Here is a 17,120-nt window from a genome sequence, read left to right on the forward strand (position 1 = left end):
TCCCCGCGGCGCCCGCCGCGCCGGCATACCTCTCCGCGGGCCCGGATGCACTCGAGCCCGCCCGCGTGCGGACGTGGGCCACTGACACGTGGCGCAGCCTCGTCGCCATGACGGACGAGAAGACCGGTCTGCCCGCCGACAACATCCCCGGGTCGCTCTCGGCGGGTGCCCGCTCGGGCTACACCTCGCCGACCAACATCGGTGGCTACCTGTGGTCGGCGATCGTCGCCCGCGAGCTGGGGATCATCAACCGCGGCGAGTGCACCAAGCGGCTGCTGCAGACCCTGCAGACGCTCTCCCGCATGGAGCACCACACCCCCAGTGGCATGTACTACAACTGGTACGACGAGGCGACCGGCAAGCCGGTCGTCATCTGGCCGGACAACGGCGACAAGGTCTTCCCGTTCTGCTCCAGCGTCGACAACGGCTGGCTGGGCGCAGCCCTGCGGGTCGTCATGGCCTCGGACCGTGCCGCCGCTGTCCTGGCAGGCAAGCTGTTCGGCCGCATGCGCTGGGACGCCTTCTACAACCCCGGTGACGACCCGGCCCATCCCGTGCGACCCGGTGGCCTCATCCACGGTGGCTTCTTCCCGTTCGACCACAACCGTCCCGGCGGGGTCTACCAGGGCACCCACATCGGTGGCGACCCGGTCTGGCTGACCACGCACCACTACGACACCACGGTGTCGGAGACGCGGATCACGAGCTACCTCGGCATCATCACCGGACAGATCCCGGCCAAGCAGTACTTCGCGATGTGGCGCACCTTCCCCGCGTCCTGTGACTGGTCGTGGCACGAGATGCAGCCCGTGGGCGAGCAGAAGGAGTACCTCGGGATCCCGGTCTTCGAGGGCGCCTACACCTACCGCGGTATGCACATCGTCCCGGGCTGGGGCGGCAGCATGTTCGAGGAGCTCATGCCCGACATGTTCGTGCCGGAGTCCAGCTGGGCGCCGCGCAGCTGGGGGCTCAACCACCCGCTGCACGTCCGCGCCCAGCGCGAGCACGGCCTCATCGAGGCCGGCTACGGCTACTGGGGCTTCTCGCCCTCGAGCAACCCCAATGGTGGGTACCGCGAGTTCGGCGTCGACCAGCTCGGCCTGAACCCGACGGGCTACCTCTCGGACATCGACACCTCAGACCCTACGTTCGCAGGCACCAACTACGACGCCGGCTTCGGCGAGTGCCGGCCGGGGCAGAACCCGAACCCCGCCTACCGCGACGGCGTCGTCACCCCGCACGCGGCGTTCCTGGCGATGATGCACGAGCCCCAGCAGGCGTACCAGAACCTCGCCAAGATCCAGGACGAGCTCAAGGCCTACGGCAAGGGCGGCTTCTACGACGCGGTCGCGGTGAAGTCCGGCAAGATCGCCGAGCGCTACCTCTCGCTCGACCAGGCCATGGTCATGGGCGCGATCGGTAACGTGTTGTCCGACAACGTGATCCGTCGCGCCTTCAGCACCCGCGAGGTCGAGCGGGCCCTGCGACCAGTGATCGGTGCGGAGGAGTTCGGGGCAGGACTGGCGTGAGCATCCCCACCTTCGCCACTGCCCCGGACGGCCACCGGTACCGCGACCTCAACGGCAACGGCCAGCTCGACCCCTTCGAGGACTCGCGGTTGTCCGTCGAGGAGAGGGTCGAGGACCTGCTGACGCGGATGTCGTTGCCCGAGAAGGCCGGGCTGATGTTCCAGACGGTCATCGAGGCCGGGGTCGACGGCACCGTCAAGGAGGCGGCCGGCGCCATCAGCAAGTCGCCGACATCGGACGTCGTCCTGCGCAAGCACCTGACGCACTTCAACGTGCACGCGCTCGACGACGCCCGCATCGCGGCCCGGTGGCACAACGCCCTCCAGGCCATCGCCGAGCAGTCACCGCACGGCATACCGGTCACGATCTCCACGGACCCGCGGCACGCCTTCATCGAGAACGCGGGAGCGTCCTTCGCCGCCAAGGCGTTCTCGCAGTGGCCCGAGGCCCTGGGCCTCGCGGCCCTGCGGGATGCCGCGCTGGTGCGCCAGTTCGGCGACATCGCGCGCCAGGAGTACTGCGCCGTCGGCATCCGGGCTGCCCTGCACCCGACGCTCGACCTCGCGACCGAGCCGCGCTGGGCCCGGCAGTCGGGCACCTTCGGGCAGGACCCCGACCTCGTGACCGAGCTCGGGGTGGCCTACCTCAAGGGCTTCCAGGGCGAGACGCTCGGGCCGACGAGCGTGGCCTGCACCAGCAAGCACTTCCCCGGCGGCGGACCGCAGAAGGACGGCGAGGACGCCCACTTCCCGTACGGCCGGGAGCAGGTCTACCCCGGTGGCCGCTTCGCGGACCACCTCAAGCCGTTCCCGCCGATCATCGAGGCCGGGACCGCGGCGATCATGCCCTACTACGGCATGCCCATCGCGCTCGAGGTCGACGGCGAGCCGATCGAGGAGGTCGGGTTCGGCTACAACCGCCAGATCGTGACCGGCCTGCTGCGCGAGGAGCTCGGCTACGACGGCGTGGTCGTGACCGACTGGGAGCTCGTCAACGACAACCACGTGGGCGACCAGGTGCTGCCTGCACGGGCGTGGGGCGTCGAGCACCTCGACCCGCCTGCGCGGATGCAGAAGATCATCGACGCGGGGGCCGACCAGTTCGGGGGCGAGGAGTGCGTCGAGCTGTTGCTCGACCTCGTCGCCGCCGGCCGGGTCAGCGAGGCGCGCGTCGACGAGTCCGCCCGCCGGTTGCTCGCCGTGAAATTCCGCCTGGGTCTGTTCGACAACCCCTACGTCGACGAGGAGGAGGCGGCGCAGACCGTGGGTCGCCAGGACTTCCGTGACGCCGGGTATGCCGCGCAGGCAGCCTCCGTGACGATCCTCCAGAACGGCTCGGCCGACCTCGCACCAGCCCTGCCGCTGGAGCCGGGTCGGCGCGTCTACGTCGAGAACATGTCGCCCGAGGCCGCGGCGTCGCTCGGCGAGGTGGTCGAGCGACCTGAGGACGCGGACCACGCGGTGGTCCGGCTGCTGGCGCCGTTCGACCCCCGGTCCGACCTGTTCCTCGAGTCGTGGTTCCACCAGGGCTCCCTCGAGTTCCCGCCGGGCCTCGTGTCGCGGCTGGCGCGGATCGCGGCGCACTGCCCCCTCGTCGTCGACGTCGTGCTGGACAGGCCTGCCGTCCTGACCCCGTTGCTGCCGTTCGCGAGTGCCCTGGTCGGCAGCTACGGCACGAACGACGAGGCGCTCGCGGACGCCCTGACCGGCCGCATCGCCCCGCGCGGTCGGCTGCCGTTCGACCTGCCGCGGTCGATGGAGGACGTCCGCCGTCACGGCGAGGACGTGCCCGGGTTCGACGACCCGCTGTTTGCGTTCGGGCACGGCCTTGAACTCATCCCTACCGTTTGACCGAGACAGCCCTTATGTTTAGGCCGTGAATCCATCCCAGGCGGCTCCCGGCTCGCAGGCATCCCTGCGTGAAGCCAACCGCCTCCGCGTGCTCGACGCCTTGCGGGACCAGGGGGCCATGACCCAGGTCGAGATCGCGGGGTTCACGGGGCTCAGCCCGGCGACCGTCTCGAACATGGTCAAGGAGCTCGACTCGGCCGGCGCCGTCGACCTCGAGCCGAGCATCCGGAACGGCCGGCGAGCCACCCTGGTGTCGCTGGCGACGGGCAGCACGCTCATCGCGGGCATCGCCTTCGGCGACCGGGACGTCCGTGTCGCGCTGGGCACGGGTCCGCGCGACATCATCGGCCGGCAGCGCATGCCGCTGCCTGCGGACCACGCCGCCGACGAGGGCATGGACCGGGCCTCGCACCTGCTGCTCGACCTTGTCGAGAAGTCCGGCAAGACGATGTCCGACGTCAAGGCCGTCGGGGTGGGCATCCCGGCTCCCGTCGACAGCCTCTCGGGCGAGGTCGGCAGCGAGAGCATCCTGCCGGGCTGGCGCGGGGTGGCCGTGGCCGAGGAGATGCAGGGCCGCCTCAAGGCCCGGGTCGCCGTCGACAACACGTCCAACCTGGCGGCGCTGGGTGAGCTCAGATGCGGTGTGCTGCAAGGAGTCCAGCACGGTGTCTACATCAAGCTGTCCTATGGGGTGGGTGCCGGCCTGATCCTCGACGGCGAGCTGTTCCGGGGTGCTGCCGGCACGGCTGGCGAGATCGGCCACCTGACGATCGACGAGAACGGCCCGGTGTGCCGGTGCGGCAACCGGGGCTGCCTCGAGACCTACATCGGGGCACGCGGGCTGCTCGACGCCCTGGCGTCGTCCCACGGCCCCCTGAGCCTGCGCGACGTCATCCAGCGGGCGATGGACGGCGACGCCGGGTGCCGCAGGGTCCTCGAGGACGCCGGACGTCACCTCGGTGTGGCCGTGGCGGGTCTGGTCAACCTGCTGAACCCCGAGGTCATCGTGCTCGGCGGGCAGCTGGCCAAGGTGGGCGACATCATCGCGGTCCCGATGCGCGCCTCGCTCGAGCGCTGTGCGATCCCGAGCGCGGCCGCCTCCGTCGAGGTGCGCGAGAGCCTGCTCGACCTGGACGCCGACGTGGTCGGTGCGCTCGTCTGCGCCGCGGCGCTGCTGCCGGCCAACGCCGGGGTGGCCCCCGCACTCGCGTCCATTTCTTGAATTCAACTCTTGACGCCAAGGGTGGTTCGGTACTTAACTCGGAACACCGCCGCACCACCGTGGCTGCGGCTGACCAAGGGAGTTCAGCTATGCGCACCCGTTCAACTCGTCTCGCCGGGGCCGCTCTCGTGGCTGGCCTCGGCATCGCCTCCCTCGCCGCCTGCGGCGACTCCGACTCGGGCAGCGGTTCCAGCTCGAGCAGCTCCGGCGGCGGTGGGGGCGGCGGCAAGAAGATCGCCCTGCTCCTGCCCGAGTCCAAGACCACCCGCTACGAGACCTTCGACCGGCCGCTGTTCGAGGCCGCCGTCAAGAAGGACTGTGCGGACTGCACGATCATCTACAGCAACGCCGACCAGGACCCCGCCAAGCAGCAGCAGCAGGCCGAGGCCGCGCTGACGCAGGGCGCGAACGTCCTCGTGCTCGACCCGGTCGACGGCAAGGCCGCTGCCTCGGTCGTCGCCAGTGCCAAGGGCCAGGGCGTCCCGGTCGTGGCGTACGACCGCTTCATCGCCGGGGCCGACTACTACGTGTCGTTCGACAACGAGACCGTCGGCAAGCTCCAGGCGCAGACCCTCGTCGACATCATCAAGAAGGGCGGCAAGACCTCGGGCGACCTGGTCATGATCAACGGCTCGCCCACCGACCCGAACGCCGGCAGCTTCAAGAAGGGCGCGCATAGCGTCCTCGACTCCAGCGGCTTCAAGATCGCGGCCGAGTACGACACCCCGGACTGGAGCCCTGACAAGGCCCAGGCCTGGATGGAGGGCCAGATCTCGGCGGTCAAGGGCAACCTCGTCGGCGTCTACGCCGCCAACGACGGCACCGGCGGCGGCGCCATCGCGGCGCTGAAGGCCGGCGGTGTGAAGCCGCTTCCGCCCGTGACGGGTCAGGACTCCGAGATCGCCGCCATCCAGCGCATCCTCTCCGGTGACCAGGCCATGACCATCTACAAGCCGATTCCGCCGGAGGCCGAGGCAGCCGCCAAGGCGGCCATCGCGCTGGCCAACAAGCAGAAGCCCGCGTCGACCACCACGACCGACGGGGTCGCCTCCACGATCCTCGACCCGATCGCCGTCACCAAGGACACGATCAAGGACACCATCGTCAAGGACAACGTCTACAAGATCACCGACCTCTGCTCCGGGGCTTTCGCCGCGGCGTGCACGGCGGCAGGCTTGAGCTGACGGACCCCACTACCCGAGTCCGGGAGGGCCGCCGCGCGGCAGCCCTCCCGGCCACGGGTGCACCCGGCACCCGACCCACCAAAGGACAACGATGACCGCCACCCTCTCGCCGCCGACGACGTCGGTGCTCTCGCTGGCCGGAGTCTCCAAGCGCTTCGGCGCGGTGCAGGCCCTCAAGGACATCGACTTCGACGTCCATGCCGGGGAGGTCGTGGCGCTCGTGGGCGACAACGGCGCCGGCAAGTCCACCCTCGTCAAGACCATCGCCGGCGTCTACACGCCCGACGAGGGCGAGATGCACTTCGACGGCAAGGCCGCCTCGGTGTCCAGCCCCGCCGAGGCGCAGCACCTGGGCATCGCGACGGTGTTCCAGGACCTCGCGCTGTGCGACAACCTCGACGTCGTCGCCAACCTGTTCCTCGGTCGCGAGCTCTACCTCGGGCGCGCGCTCGACGAGGTGACGATGGAGCACGAGTCGTGGCGACTGCTGCGCCAGCTGAGTGCCAAGATCCCCTCCGTGCGGATCCCCGTCGCCAGCCTCTCCGGTGGCCAGCGGCAGACCGTCGCGATCGCCCGCTCGCTGCTGGGCCAACCCAAGGTCGTGATGCTCGACGAGCCCACGGCGGCTCTCGGCGTGGCCCAGACCGCCGAGGTGCTCAACCTCGTCGAACGCCTGCGCGAGAACGGCCTCGGCGTCATCCTCATCAGCCACAACATGTCCGACGTCATGGCCGTCGCCGACCGGGTCAGCGTCCTGCGGCTCGGCCGCAACAACGGTGTCTTCACCGTCAGCCAGACCACCAGCCAGGAGATCATCGCGGCCATCACGGGCGCGACGACCAACGCCGTCTCCCAGCGCGCGGCCCGACGCTCCAGCGTCGACAGCCCCGCCACGGACGCCCAGGAGGAGCAGTCATGAGCGCCCCCGCCCCCACCCCGGAGGTGCAGCCCGCCGACGCGACCGCCGCCCTCCCGGCCGACCTGCAGGACGAGCGCCTCATCGCCAGCCAGGGAGTTGGTGGCTTCGTCCGCGCCTTCCTGTCGCGACTGCGCAGTGGCGACCTCGGCTCGCTGCCGGTCGTCGTCGGCCTCGTCGTGATCTGGGGCGTGTTCCAGTCACAGAACGACGCCTTCCTCTCCAGCCGCAACCTGGTCAACCTCACCCAGCAGAGCGCGGCCACCGGCACCATCGCCCTCGGCATCGTCCTGGTGCTCCTGCTCGGCGAGATCGACCTGTCGGTCGGGTCGGTCTCGGGCCTGTCCGCCTCGATCCTCGCCGTCGCCTTCGTCAGCCACGGCTGGTCGCTGCCGCTGGCGATCCTCGCGTCACTGGCCGCCGGCGCCGCGGCGGGTGCGGTCTACGGGTTGCTCTACACGAGGTTCGGCGTGCCGTCCTTCGTCATCACCCTGGCGGGATTGCTCGGCTTCCTCGGGCTGCAGCTCAAGGTCCTCGGTGACGAGGGCTCGATCAACATCCCGTTCGACTCCGGACTGGTGAAGTTCGCGCAGGCCAGCTTCATCTCCGACGCCCTCGCCTACACCCTGGTCGCGGTCGTCGTGGGCGTCTATGCAGCGACGAGGCTGCGCACCAACCAGCGCCGCAGCGCGGCGGGGCTCTCGACGATCCCCGTGGTCACGCTGGTGGTCCGGGCGGCCGCACTGGCGCTGCTGCTCGGCATCCCGGTCTACGTGCTCAACCGGGACCGGGGTGTCTCGTACATGTTCCTGTTGTTCGTCACCCTCGTCGTCGTCTTCGACTTCGTCATCAGGCGCACCCGCTGGGGCCGCTCGGTCATGGCGATCGGGGGCAACGTCGAGGCTGCCCGCCGCGCCGGCATCAACGTGCGCCGCGTCTACGTCACGGTCTTCGTGCTCTGCTCGATGCTCGCCGCGCTCGGGGGACTGCTGGCCGCCGGCCGGCTCGCGTCGGCCAACCAGAGCAGCGGTGGCGTCGACATCAACCTCAACGCGATCGCGTCCGCCGTCATCGGCGGCACGTCGCTGTTCGGTGGTCGCGGCTCGGCGTACTCGGCGCTCCTCGGCATCCTCGTGCTCCAGTCGATCTCCAACGGGCTCAGCCTGGTCAACCTCGGGTCGCCGGAGCGCTACATGATCACCGGTGGCGTTCTCCTCCTGGCCGTCATCGTCGACTCCCTGAGCCGCCGCAGCCGCGCTGCCCACGGCCGCGCCTGAGACTCACCGCACAGAGGGCTCTCCGCACGAAAGGGCGGGGTATGCCGGGTGGTCACCACCCTGCATACCCCGCCCTTTGTGCCTGGCCGGGACCTCAGTGGGTGGCGGCGTGCTCCGCGGCCTGGCGCTGGGACCAGAGGCGGTCGGCGGCGTCGATGCTGGCCCGCGAGCCGAGGTCGACACCGGCCCGCGCCGCAGCGGCCTTCGCCCTGGCGCTGGTCAGGTCGGGCGCGAGGACGCGCTCGGGGCTGATCGAGGAGTCGGCCGCGGCATACGTGCGCTGCTGGCGAGCCATGGCGTCCCGGTTGGCGGCTGCCGCGGTGAGAGTGGCCTTGCTGACGGTGACCGCACTGCCGGTCAGCGGGGTGCTGACGGTGGGCGTGTAGCCGTCGCGGTGCCCGGCGACGTTGGGGTGGTAGCTCTCGCCGACCGGGTTCGAGAGGCCGTTGAGCCATTCGACGTCGTCGCAGACGGCGTGGCCGACGAACCGGCTCGTCGGGTTGGCGAACGTGAAGCCCTTGGCCGCGGCCTGCGCCGACGTCTTGGAGTTGAGCAGGTCGGCCGTCTGGTTGAGCCTGGTCTCCTCGGCCGGGGAGAACCACGTGAAGGCGTTGCAGTCCTCGCCCTGGAAGATGCGCGGGTAGCCCACGACGACCACCTTGGCGTTCGGGGCCTTGGTCTTGATCGACGCGTAGAGCGTGGACAGGCGGCCCGGGATGGTGTTGTTGATGAGTCCCTGTGCCGTGTCGATGGCCCCGTTGCAGTCACTCATCCAGCCGGGCTGCGCGCACTCGGTCAGCACGTCGGCGAACCCTGCGTCGTTGCCGCCGACGGAGATGGTCACGTGGGTCGTCGAGGCGCTGAGGGCAGAGAGCTGCGTGCTGGTCACGTCGGCGACCTTGGCGCCCGAGCAGGCTCGGAAGTTGAGGGTCAGTCCCTTGCTCGCCGCGATGAGTGACGGATAGGCGTACACCGACCGCTGGCAGGAGGTGCCGTCGTTGATATAGGTCCTCGTGCCGGTGCCGGACGAGTACGAGTCGCCTAGTGCGACATACGAGTTCGCGGCCAGTGCGGGTGCTGCCGTGAGGGTGAGTGCACCCGCGACCGCGAGGGTCGCCACTGCACCGAACGTGCGGGTTGTCGCCATTGATCACTCCTGCAGTCCGAAGGAACGGTGGTCGCACAGTAGGGGCGTGACCATCGGCCGACGCGATGCGGAACCGAATGCATGCCAAGTTCTTACCTTCGGTCACCTCGAGCCGGGGTACTGCGAGGATGGCCCCATGTGGCGCGAGGTGGTCCTGGGTCTGCTGGTGGGTCTGCTCGCGGCGTGGCTGGCCCTCGTCGTCACGCTGCTGGCCCTGCGGCCGTCCAGGGGATCGCTCCGGGAGTCCATGCGCCTGCTGCCCGACCTGCTGCGCCTGCTGCGCGACCTCGCTGCCGACTCGTCGCAGCCGAGAGGCGTCCGCTGGCGGCTCGGTGGGCTGCTCGTCTATCTCGCCTTCCCCATCGACCTGGTCCCGGACTTCCTGCCGGTGATCGGCTATGCCGACGACGTCATCGTGGCCGTCTGGGTGCTGCGGTCGGTCGTGCGCACGGTCGGCGTCGACGAGGTGCGTCGGCACTGGCGCGGCACGGATGACGGCTTCGCGGCGCTGCGGACGGTCACCGGGATCTGAGGCCATCCTCCGCGGCCGCCGCGAGAGGCGGCCTGACCTGCGCAAACGCCCCAGTTCTGAGTGGCGGTCGGCGACCGGGTGGCATAGGAAGGGGGGAGCGGCGTGACACGGCGTCGCTCGACGACAGGGAGAACCAGTCATGACCGAAACCCCCCTGAACGAAGCAAGCGACGACGAGGGCGGCATCGGCCCCGCTGACGGCGGTGCCGCGGGTATGCCGGCCAGCGCCGAAGGCGGTGACGGCGGCGCCGACGGCGGGGCTGGCAGTGGCTCCGACGGTGGCGCGGATGGCGGTGCCGACGGCGGTGCCAGTGGGGGCTCGGCCGACGGCGGCGCGGACCCGAGCGGCCACGACGGTGGAGCTGACGGTGGCGCCGACGGTGACGCAGGCGACGGACCGGCGGACGGCGGGGCCGACCCGAGCGGCCGCGACGGTGGTGCCGACGGCGCAGCAGGCAGCTGAAGGTCGGTGACCACCAGGTCCCCCACGTGACCGCAACGTCACCGCACCGGGTGCCCGCCCCCAGTGGTGGGCACCCGGCGCAGTCGCGCCTGGTCGCCGTGCCGCCGGCTGAGTTCGCGGCGCGGTACTGGTCGCGGGAACCCCTCCTCAGCCGCGCCCGGGACCTCCGCGGGTCATTCGACGACCTGTTCTCCGCGGGGGCCGTCGACGAGCTGGTGTCCAGTCGCGGCCTGCGGACCCCGTTCCTGCGTATGGCGCGTGATGGCGCGACCCTCGAGGCGCGCAGCTTCACGCGTGGTGGGGGGATCGGTGCCTCCATCGGCGACCAGGCCAGTGACGACGCGGTCCTGCACCACTTCACCGACGGGGCGACCCTGGTGCTGCAGGGGCTGCACCGGACGTGGCGCCCGATCGTCGACTTCTCCCAGCAGCTCGCCGCCGAGCTCGGTCACCCCGTGCAGGTCAACGCCTACGTCACCCCGCCGGGCAGCACCGGGTTCAGCGACCACTACGACGTCCACGACGTGTTCGTCCTCCAGGTGGCGGGGGAGAAGCGGTGGCGGATCCGGCCACCGGTACTCGAGCTGCCATTGCGCGACGAGCCCTGGACCGATCGCCGGACCGCGGTCGAGCAGGCCGCGCAGGAGCCGCCACTGATGGAGGAGACCTTCGCGCCGGGCGACTGCCTCTACCTGCCGCGCGGCTACCTCCACGCCGCGACAGCTCTGGGCGGCACGAGCATCCACCTCACGATCGGGGTCCACACCTGGACGCGCCGGCACCTCGCCGACGAGCTGGTCCGCGCGGCGGTCGACCGGGCGAGCAGCTCACGGGAGCTGCGCTCCGCCCTCCCCCTCGGCACCGACCTGGTGGGCGCGGGTCCGGCGACGGACGACGTCGAGGCCGTCCGGACCGCCCTGCTGGAGGCGCTCGCGCAGGTCGACGCGAGCGACCTCGTCGCCGGGCTGGCCGGCCCCGCCAGAGCGGCCCAACGCCCCGCTCCCCTCGCGCCCCTGGCCCAGGCAGAGGCGGCGGCTGCCCTCGAGCCGGGCACCCGGCTGCTGCTGCGGGCCCACGTCGCAGCCAGTCTGGTGTCGGCGGCCGGCGGTCGCACCGTCCTGCGCAGCCGCGTGGGGGCGCTCCCCGTCGACCGGGCCGATCTCGCGGCGGTCGAGCAGCTCCTCACGACCGGCTCGGCGGACGCGGACGAGCTGGGCCTCGAGCTCGCTCGCAGCCTGCTGGTCACCGGCGTCGTCGTCCCTTCATGACGACGCCTCGCTGCTCGACGTCCGCGCGGCGTCGCGGTGACCCGCTGGTGGGGACCGCGGCTCCGGCCACGCGGTGGCTCCTCCTGGAGCACCCGGGCGGCTGGGCTCCCGCGGCACTCGACAGCGCCGGGATCCACGCGTCGGTCGCCGACCGCCTGCACCGCGCGGCTCTCGAGGTGGGCGGACGCGTGGTGCTCGTCAGGCGACCCGCCGTGCGAGGAGAGGGTGCTGGCCGCGACGGCGAGCGGCAGTGGGCGGTGGTCGACATCGGCGGCCGGCAGCAGTGGGGGACGTGGCGTCCCGGCGACGACCTGGCCGGTCCACTGAGGGCGCTCGTCGACGGACCCGCGGAACCGGTCGAGCCGAGCGGGTCCGCCGACGCACCCACGATGGCGCCGCCCCTCCCGCTCTTCCTGGTGTGCACGCACGGCCGTCACGACGTGTGCTGTGCCGTGCGCGGCCGACCTGTCGCCCTCGCGCTCGCCGACCGCTGGCCCGACCACACGTGGGAGTGCACCCACATCGGGGGCGACCGGTTCGCCGCGAACGTGCTCGTCGTCCCCGACGGGACGGTCTACGGCGGGCTGGACGAGGAGACCGCCGTCGGCGTGATCGAGGGACACCTGCGCGGCCAGGTCGACACTGACCACCTGCGCGGGTTCTCCGCACACCCGCCCGCCGTCCAGGCCGCGCTCGCAGCCGTCCTGGCCGAACACGGGCCTGCGGCCGTCACCGAGGTCCGCTCGGGCGAGGTCGTGCACCGCGACACCACCTCCTGGCAGGTCGAGGTCCTCGGGACCGGCGTGGTGCCAGCCCGCTCGCAGGTCTCGGTGACCCGTACCCGTCAGCCGTCCGCGCGACTCACCTGCCGCGCCGAAGGCGACACCACCGCCTTCGCGTGGGTCGCCACGCTCGATGACGTCGGCCCCCGACACTGAGCCGTCATCCCGTCACCGGCAGGAGCTGCGGGGTCAGCGCGGGGTGGCCGGGATGCGTTCGGTCGTGGGCTCGACACCACGTCCACAGCTGCGGGTGGTGTCCCCGGATGGCGGGGCGGGCACGGTCTCCTCGATGCGCGACCCGTTGATGAGCGTCACGTCGTCGTAGGCCGGGCGACCCTCGATGACGTTGCGGAACTGGTAGCGGGTGAGCGACGCGATGCGGCAGTCCTCGCCGAAAGCCGCGATGTCGAACGCCGACGGCTGTCCCGTGAGCTCCTGTCCCTCCTCGGCCGTGAGGAAGTGGCTGAACGGCCCGCCGCCGGTGAACGTCCCCACCCCGATCCGGTTGCCCTCGAGCTCGGCCTTGTGCAGGTGCCCGTTGACCTTGACGCCGGCCCGCTCCACGCCCTCGACCGCCGCCGGCTCGTGCGACACCACCATGTCCGGGACAGTGGTGTCGGCCATCGCCGCATTGAAGGCGTCCGTGGCGGGTCGCTGCTTGGCTGCGTTGTTGCGGTTGTCGTCGCCGAACCAGCGCGGGTCGTCGAACCCGGCGACTCGCACACCGCCGATCGACTGCACAGCGTAGGTCTGCGGATCTGGTTGCAGCAGAACGACATTGGGGACCTTGGCCAGTCGGTCCAGCAGCTCCCGGTCGACGTCGGAACGGCCGTCGTGGTTGCCCTTCACGAACAGGTACGGGACTCCCAGCGACTCGATACCGCGGAAGATGTCCGCCGCGTCGGCCTCCGTCGTGCTGCCGAAGTTGACCAGGTCGCCCGAGTCGATCACCGCATCGACCTGCTCCTGCTCGACGATCGTCTTCATCAACGCGTACTGGTTGCCGCCATGGATGTCCGACACGAGCAGGAACCGCGCGGCCACCGGAGCGTTGAGGGCCTGCGGGGCGTACTTGTCCTGCAACGCCGAGGACAGCGCCAGCAAGTTCTTCAGGTAGGGCGCAGTCTGCTGGGCCCTGGTCTCGACATCTTCCAGCAGGTCCGAGTTCCGTTGCACCGTCCCGAGGACGCCGGTTGTCGCGAACTTCTCGAGCCGCTCGGGCTGGTAGGTCAGCCCGACCACGCCGAACGTCGCGACGCACGAGGCGACCCACACGCCGGCGACCGCGCTGGCGAGCCAGGGTCGCGGACGGCCGTGTCGCCACGCGGCATACCCGGACAGGACGGCGAGTGCGACCACGAGGGAGCCGACCGCAAACCGCCACCCCAGCGCGATCGCGGCGCCGCGCGCCGCCCGCTCGAGCTCGAGCGGAGTGGGCTGCAACGAGCTCACCGAGATGTTCGGCTGCGCGAGCAGGTCTGTGATGCGCTCCTTGACGTGCACCTGGGTGACCACGCCCGGAGCCGGGAGGGGGCCGGCGAAGTCGAGGCGGATGTCTCCGAAGATCGTGGGGCTCTGGATCGCCGAGATGTCGTTCGGGTCCAGCGACAGGCGCAGGCTCGCGCCGTAGTTCGTGGTGTCGGCCTCGCTGGGGAACAGCGTGGTGGCCGCGACACCGCCGGCGTTGCAGGCGACGAAGAGTGCGGCGAGCAGTGCGACGCGAACCAGCCACCGGGACACGCGACCCCTGCGGCGTGGGCGATCCGGACCGGTCGTCACCCTCCCACCGTAAGCGGCTTCGGGGGTGCAAGGGTGACGCAGGGGTCACCCCTGCACCCCCAATCTCGAGGAGACCTAGGGTGAGGCGTATGCCGGGTGCCTTGGGGACGTTGGAGGACCGCACCTTCGGGGCGGTCCTCTTCGACATGGACGGAACGCTCATCGACTCGATCCCGGTGGTGATCCGCAGCTGGCTGCGCTGGGCGCAGGAGGAGGAGGTCGACCCGCGACGGCTGGTCGGGTTCCACGGAGTGCCTGCCCGGGGCGTGGCCGCGGCGGTCCTGCCGCCCGAGCGGGTCGATGCCGCAGTCGAGCGCATCGAGGCGATCGAGGTGGCCGACACCGACGGCATCACCATCCTGCCGGGCACGCTCGACGCGCTGACGGCGCTGCGGTCGGCCGGCCCGGACGGCCGCGACCTGGCGGCGATCGCCACGTCGTGCACGACGCCCCTCGCGGCGGCCCGGATCGCGGCCACCGGACTGCCGGCCCCGACCGTCGTCGTGACCGCGAGCGACGTGGCGCAGGGCAAGCCGCACCCCGACCCGTTCCTCCTCGCGGCGAGGCGCCTGGGCGTCGACCCGCGCGACTGCCTGGTCGTCGAGGACGCCCCGGGAGGGCTCGAGGCAGCCCGCGCCGCCGGGTGCGCGACGCTCGCGGTGTCCACGACGACCCCGGTGGCCGACCTGATCGCCGACGCCGTGGTCGACGACCTCGGGTCCGTGCGGTTCAGGGTCGAGTCCGGCCGGGTGCGAGTCGAGGCCCGCTGACCTGGAGGGGCACGCGCCCGCTTTACCCTCCGCATACCTCGGTGTTATCGCACCCCAAAGGTGAGGTTATAGTCGGACACTGCCCCTTCGTCGACGTGGGGGCAGCTCCCATGCCAGCCTCACCAAGGACGACTCCATGCGCACCCGCTTGTCACTGCTCGCACTCCTGCTCGCCGCCACCACCGCGCTGGCAGCCTGCGGTGGTTCCTCCTCCGCTGACACCGATCTCGCCCGCGTCAAGGACGCCGGAGTCCTGAAGATCGGCACCGAGGGCACGTACTCGCCGTTCAGCTACCACGACCCCGCGAACAACCAGCTCACGGGCTACGACGTCGAGGTGGCCAAGGCGGTCGCGGCCAAGCTCGGTGTGAAGGCGGAGTTCGTCGAGACGCCTTGGGACGCCATCTTTGCCGGCCTGACCTCGAAGCGGTTCGACGTCATCGCCAACCAGGTGACGCGCAACAGCGAGCGCGAGGCCCTGTACGGGCTCAGCTCGACCTACACGATCTCCGAGGGGGTCATCGCGACCCGGGCCGACGACTCGTCGATCACGGGCCTGGCGGACCTCAAGGGCAAGAAGACCGCCCAGAGCCTCACCTCGAACTGGGCAAAGGTCGCCAAGGACGCCGGTGCGGACGTCGAGGGCGTGGAGGGCTTCACGCAGGCCGTCACGCTGGTGAAGCAGAAGCGGGTCGACGCGACCGTCAACGACAACCTCGCCGTCCTGGAGTACCAGAAGTCCACCGGCGACACCTCGATCAAGATCGCCGCCAAGACGGGTGAGACCTCCGAGCAGGTCGTCGCGACGCGCAAGGACTCCGACCTCGTGGCCGCCATCAACGCTGCGCTCGCCGACCTCCAGAAGGACGGCACGCTGAAGAAGATCTCGGAGAAGTACTTCAGCACCGACGTCTCGGTGAAGCAGTAGTCCGGCGGTGAACGGCCAGACCCTCACCCTGGTCAGGGACAGCCTCTGGCCGATGCTCAAGGCCATGGTGCTCGGGACGATCCCGCTCACTGCTGCGAGCTTCGTCCTGGGTCTGGCCCTCGCGCTCGTCGTGGCGCTCATGCGGCTGTCGCCGGTCCGCGTGGTGTCGGGCGTCGCCCGTGTCTACATCTCCATCATCCGGGGGACGCCGCTGCTGCTGCAGCTGTTCCTCATCTACTACGGCCTGCCGTCGGTGGGGATCCGGTTCGACCCCTTCCCCGCAGCCATCATCGCGTTGTCCCTCAACGTCGGCGGCTATGCCGCGGAGGTGATCCGGGCGGCGATCCTGTCGGTCCCGAAGGGGCAGTGGGAAGCCGCCTCGACCATTGGCATGGGCTACACCACCACCCTGCGCAAGGTCGTCCTGCCACAGGCCACGCGCAACGCGATCCCGCCCCTGTCGAACACCCTGATCTCGCTCGTCAAGGACACCTCGCTGGCCTCGACCATCCAGGTCGGCGAGCTGATGCGCAAGGCGCAGGAGGTCGCGGCGCCGACGTTCCAGTTCTTCGAGCTCTACGCGGTGGCGGCGGCGTACTACTGGGTCGTGTGCCACCTGCTGTCCATCCTCCAGAACCGCCTCGAGGCGCGAGAGAACAGGTACGTGGCGCGATGACCGACCCGCTGGGCTACACCCCGACGTCGCAGGACCCGGCCGAGGGCGCGCTGGTCTCCGTACGCGGTCTCGCCAAGGCGTTCGGCGACAACCAGGTGCTGCGCTCGATCGACTTCGAGGTGCACGCCGGCACGGTCACGGTGCTGATCGGTCCGTCGGGCTCGGGCAAGACGACCGTCCTGCGCTCGCTCAACGCCCTCGAGCGACCCGACGCCGGGCAGGTCCGGATCGGTCACGTCGACGTCGACTACTCGGGACCGGTCGCCAAGGACGACCTGGTGCGGCTGCGGGCGCAGAGCGGCATGGTGTTCCAGGCCCACAACCTGTTTCCCCACATGACCGTCCTGCAGAACGTCACCGCGGGACCGGTCGTCGTGCAGAAGCGCCCGCCGGCCGAGGCCGAGCGCGAGGCCCGCGCGCTGCTGGAGGCCGTCGGACTGGCCGAGAAGGCCGACTCCTACCCGTTCCAGCTGTCCGGTGGCCAGCAGCAGCGGGTGGGGATCGCCCGGGCCCTCGCGATCCGGCCCGAGCTCATGCTCTTCGACGAGCCGACGTCGGCGCTCGACCCCGAGCTCGTGGGCGAGGTCCTCGCCACGATGAAGGACCTTGCGGCACAGGGCTGGACGATGGTCGTGGTGACGCACGAGATCCGGTTCGCCCAGCAGGTCGCCGACCAGGTGCTGTTCATGGACGGTGGCGTGATCGTGGAGCGCGGATCCCCGGCCGAGGTGCTGTCGAAGCCGCAGACCGAGCGGGCCCGGCAGTTCCTGCACCGGATCCTGGACCCGCTGTAACCT

General features: G+C 70.7%; 16 protein-coding genes. 14 read left to right on the top strand and 2 right to left on the bottom strand.

The window, feature by feature from the left end:
• From AC1DV7_RS00005 to AC1DV7_RS00030, 6 genes are all read left to right on the top strand, one after another.
• A partial coding sequence (locus tag AC1DV7_RS00005) for a glucoamylase family protein (protein WP_477593304.1) occupies positions 1–1,529 on the top strand: 1,529 nt, incomplete at its 5' end.
• Positions 1,526–3,379, top strand: a complete 1,854-nt coding sequence (locus AC1DV7_RS00010) for a glycoside hydrolase family 3 protein (protein ID WP_477593306.1) — start codon at positions 1,526–1,528, stop codon at positions 3,377–3,379. The genes AC1DV7_RS00005 and AC1DV7_RS00010, both read left to right, overlap by 4 nt.
• 25 nt (positions 3,380–3,404) lie before the next feature.
• Positions 3,405–4,601 carry an ROK family transcriptional regulator gene (locus tag AC1DV7_RS00015; protein WP_477593308.1) on the top strand — a complete coding sequence of 399 codons (1,197 nt, stop codon included), beginning with the start codon at positions 3,405–3,407 and terminating at the stop codon, positions 4,599–4,601.
• 89 nt (positions 4,602–4,690) lie between these two features.
• Complete coding sequence (locus tag AC1DV7_RS00020; RefSeq protein WP_477593310.1) at positions 4,691–5,785, top strand: substrate-binding domain-containing protein; 1,095 nt, start codon at positions 4,691–4,693, stop codon at positions 5,783–5,785.
• 91 nt (positions 5,786–5,876) lie between these two features.
• A complete protein-coding gene (locus tag AC1DV7_RS00025) occupies positions 5,877–6,704 on the top strand; it encodes an ATP-binding cassette domain-containing protein (protein ID WP_477593312.1) in 828 nt (275 codons plus the stop codon).
• Complete coding sequence (locus AC1DV7_RS00030; protein ID WP_477593314.1) at positions 6,701–7,978, top strand: sugar ABC transporter permease; 1,278 nt, start codon at positions 6,701–6,703, stop codon at positions 7,976–7,978. Before AC1DV7_RS00025 ends, AC1DV7_RS00030 begins: the two co-directional genes overlap by 4 nt.
• Positions 7,979–8,072: 94 nt before the next feature.
• On the opposite strand, the gene AC1DV7_RS00035 is transcribed toward AC1DV7_RS00030, so the two are convergent.
• The gene (locus AC1DV7_RS00035) at positions 8,073–9,125 is read right to left on the bottom strand and encodes an SGNH/GDSL hydrolase family protein (protein ID WP_477593316.1); all 1,053 of its coding nucleotides are present in this window, start codon (positions 9,123–9,125) and stop codon (positions 8,073–8,075) included.
• 136 nt (positions 9,126–9,261) lie between these two features.
• On the opposite strand from AC1DV7_RS00035, the gene AC1DV7_RS00040 reads away from it, so the two are divergent.
• From AC1DV7_RS00040 to AC1DV7_RS00055, 4 genes are all read left to right on the top strand, one after another.
• On the top strand, positions 9,262–9,657 hold the full coding sequence (locus AC1DV7_RS00040; protein WP_477593318.1) for a YkvA family protein: 396 nt from the start codon (positions 9,262–9,264) through the stop codon (positions 9,655–9,657).
• A 139-nt stretch (positions 9,658–9,796) separates the two neighbouring features.
• Complete coding sequence (locus tag AC1DV7_RS00045; protein ID WP_477593319.1) at positions 9,797–10,120, top strand: hypothetical protein; 324 nt, start codon at positions 9,797–9,799, stop codon at positions 10,118–10,120.
• Positions 10,121–10,146: 26 nt separating this feature from the next.
• Complete coding sequence (locus tag AC1DV7_RS00050; protein WP_477593321.1) at positions 10,147–11,388, top strand: cupin domain-containing protein; 1,242 nt, start codon at positions 10,147–10,149, stop codon at positions 11,386–11,388.
• Positions 11,385–12,326 (top strand): sucrase ferredoxin, encoded by a 942-nt coding sequence (locus AC1DV7_RS00055; RefSeq protein ID WP_477593323.1) that lies wholly within the window; start codon positions 11,385–11,387, stop codon positions 12,324–12,326. Before AC1DV7_RS00050 ends, AC1DV7_RS00055 begins: the two co-directional genes overlap by 4 nt.
• Before the next feature lie 33 nt (positions 12,327–12,359).
• Here AC1DV7_RS00055 and AC1DV7_RS00060 read toward each other — a convergent pair whose 3' ends face one another.
• On the bottom strand, positions 12,360–13,910 hold the full coding sequence (locus AC1DV7_RS00060) for a metallophosphoesterase family protein (protein WP_477593325.1): 1,551 nt from the start codon (positions 13,908–13,910) through the stop codon (positions 12,360–12,362).
• 128 nt (positions 13,911–14,038) lie between these two features.
• Between AC1DV7_RS00060 and AC1DV7_RS00065 the strand changes: the two genes are divergently transcribed.
• The 4 genes from AC1DV7_RS00065 (at position 14,039) to AC1DV7_RS00080 (ending at position 17,117) form a co-directional block, all read left to right on the top strand.
• The gene (locus AC1DV7_RS00065; protein ID WP_477593327.1) at positions 14,039–14,719 is read left to right on the top strand and encodes an HAD-IA family hydrolase; all 681 of its coding nucleotides are present in this window, start codon (positions 14,039–14,041) and stop codon (positions 14,717–14,719) included.
• Positions 14,720–14,855: 136 nt separating this feature from the next.
• A complete protein-coding gene (locus AC1DV7_RS00070) occupies positions 14,856–15,647 on the top strand; it encodes an amino acid ABC transporter substrate-binding protein (protein ID WP_477593329.1) in 792 nt (263 codons plus the stop codon).
• A 52-nt stretch (positions 15,648–15,699) separates the two neighbouring features.
• Positions 15,700–16,323 carry an amino acid ABC transporter permease gene (locus tag AC1DV7_RS00075; protein WP_477593840.1) on the top strand — a complete coding sequence of 208 codons (624 nt, stop codon included), beginning with the start codon at positions 15,700–15,702 and terminating at the stop codon, positions 16,321–16,323.
• The gene (locus AC1DV7_RS00080; protein ID WP_477593331.1) at positions 16,320–17,117 is read left to right on the top strand and encodes an amino acid ABC transporter ATP-binding protein; all 798 of its coding nucleotides are present in this window, start codon (positions 16,320–16,322) and stop codon (positions 17,115–17,117) included. Before AC1DV7_RS00075 ends, AC1DV7_RS00080 begins: the two co-directional genes overlap by 4 nt.
• The last annotated feature ends 3 nt before the right edge of the window (positions 17,118–17,120 follow it).

This window comes from Pedococcus sp. P2_E4 (assembly GCF_056403935.1).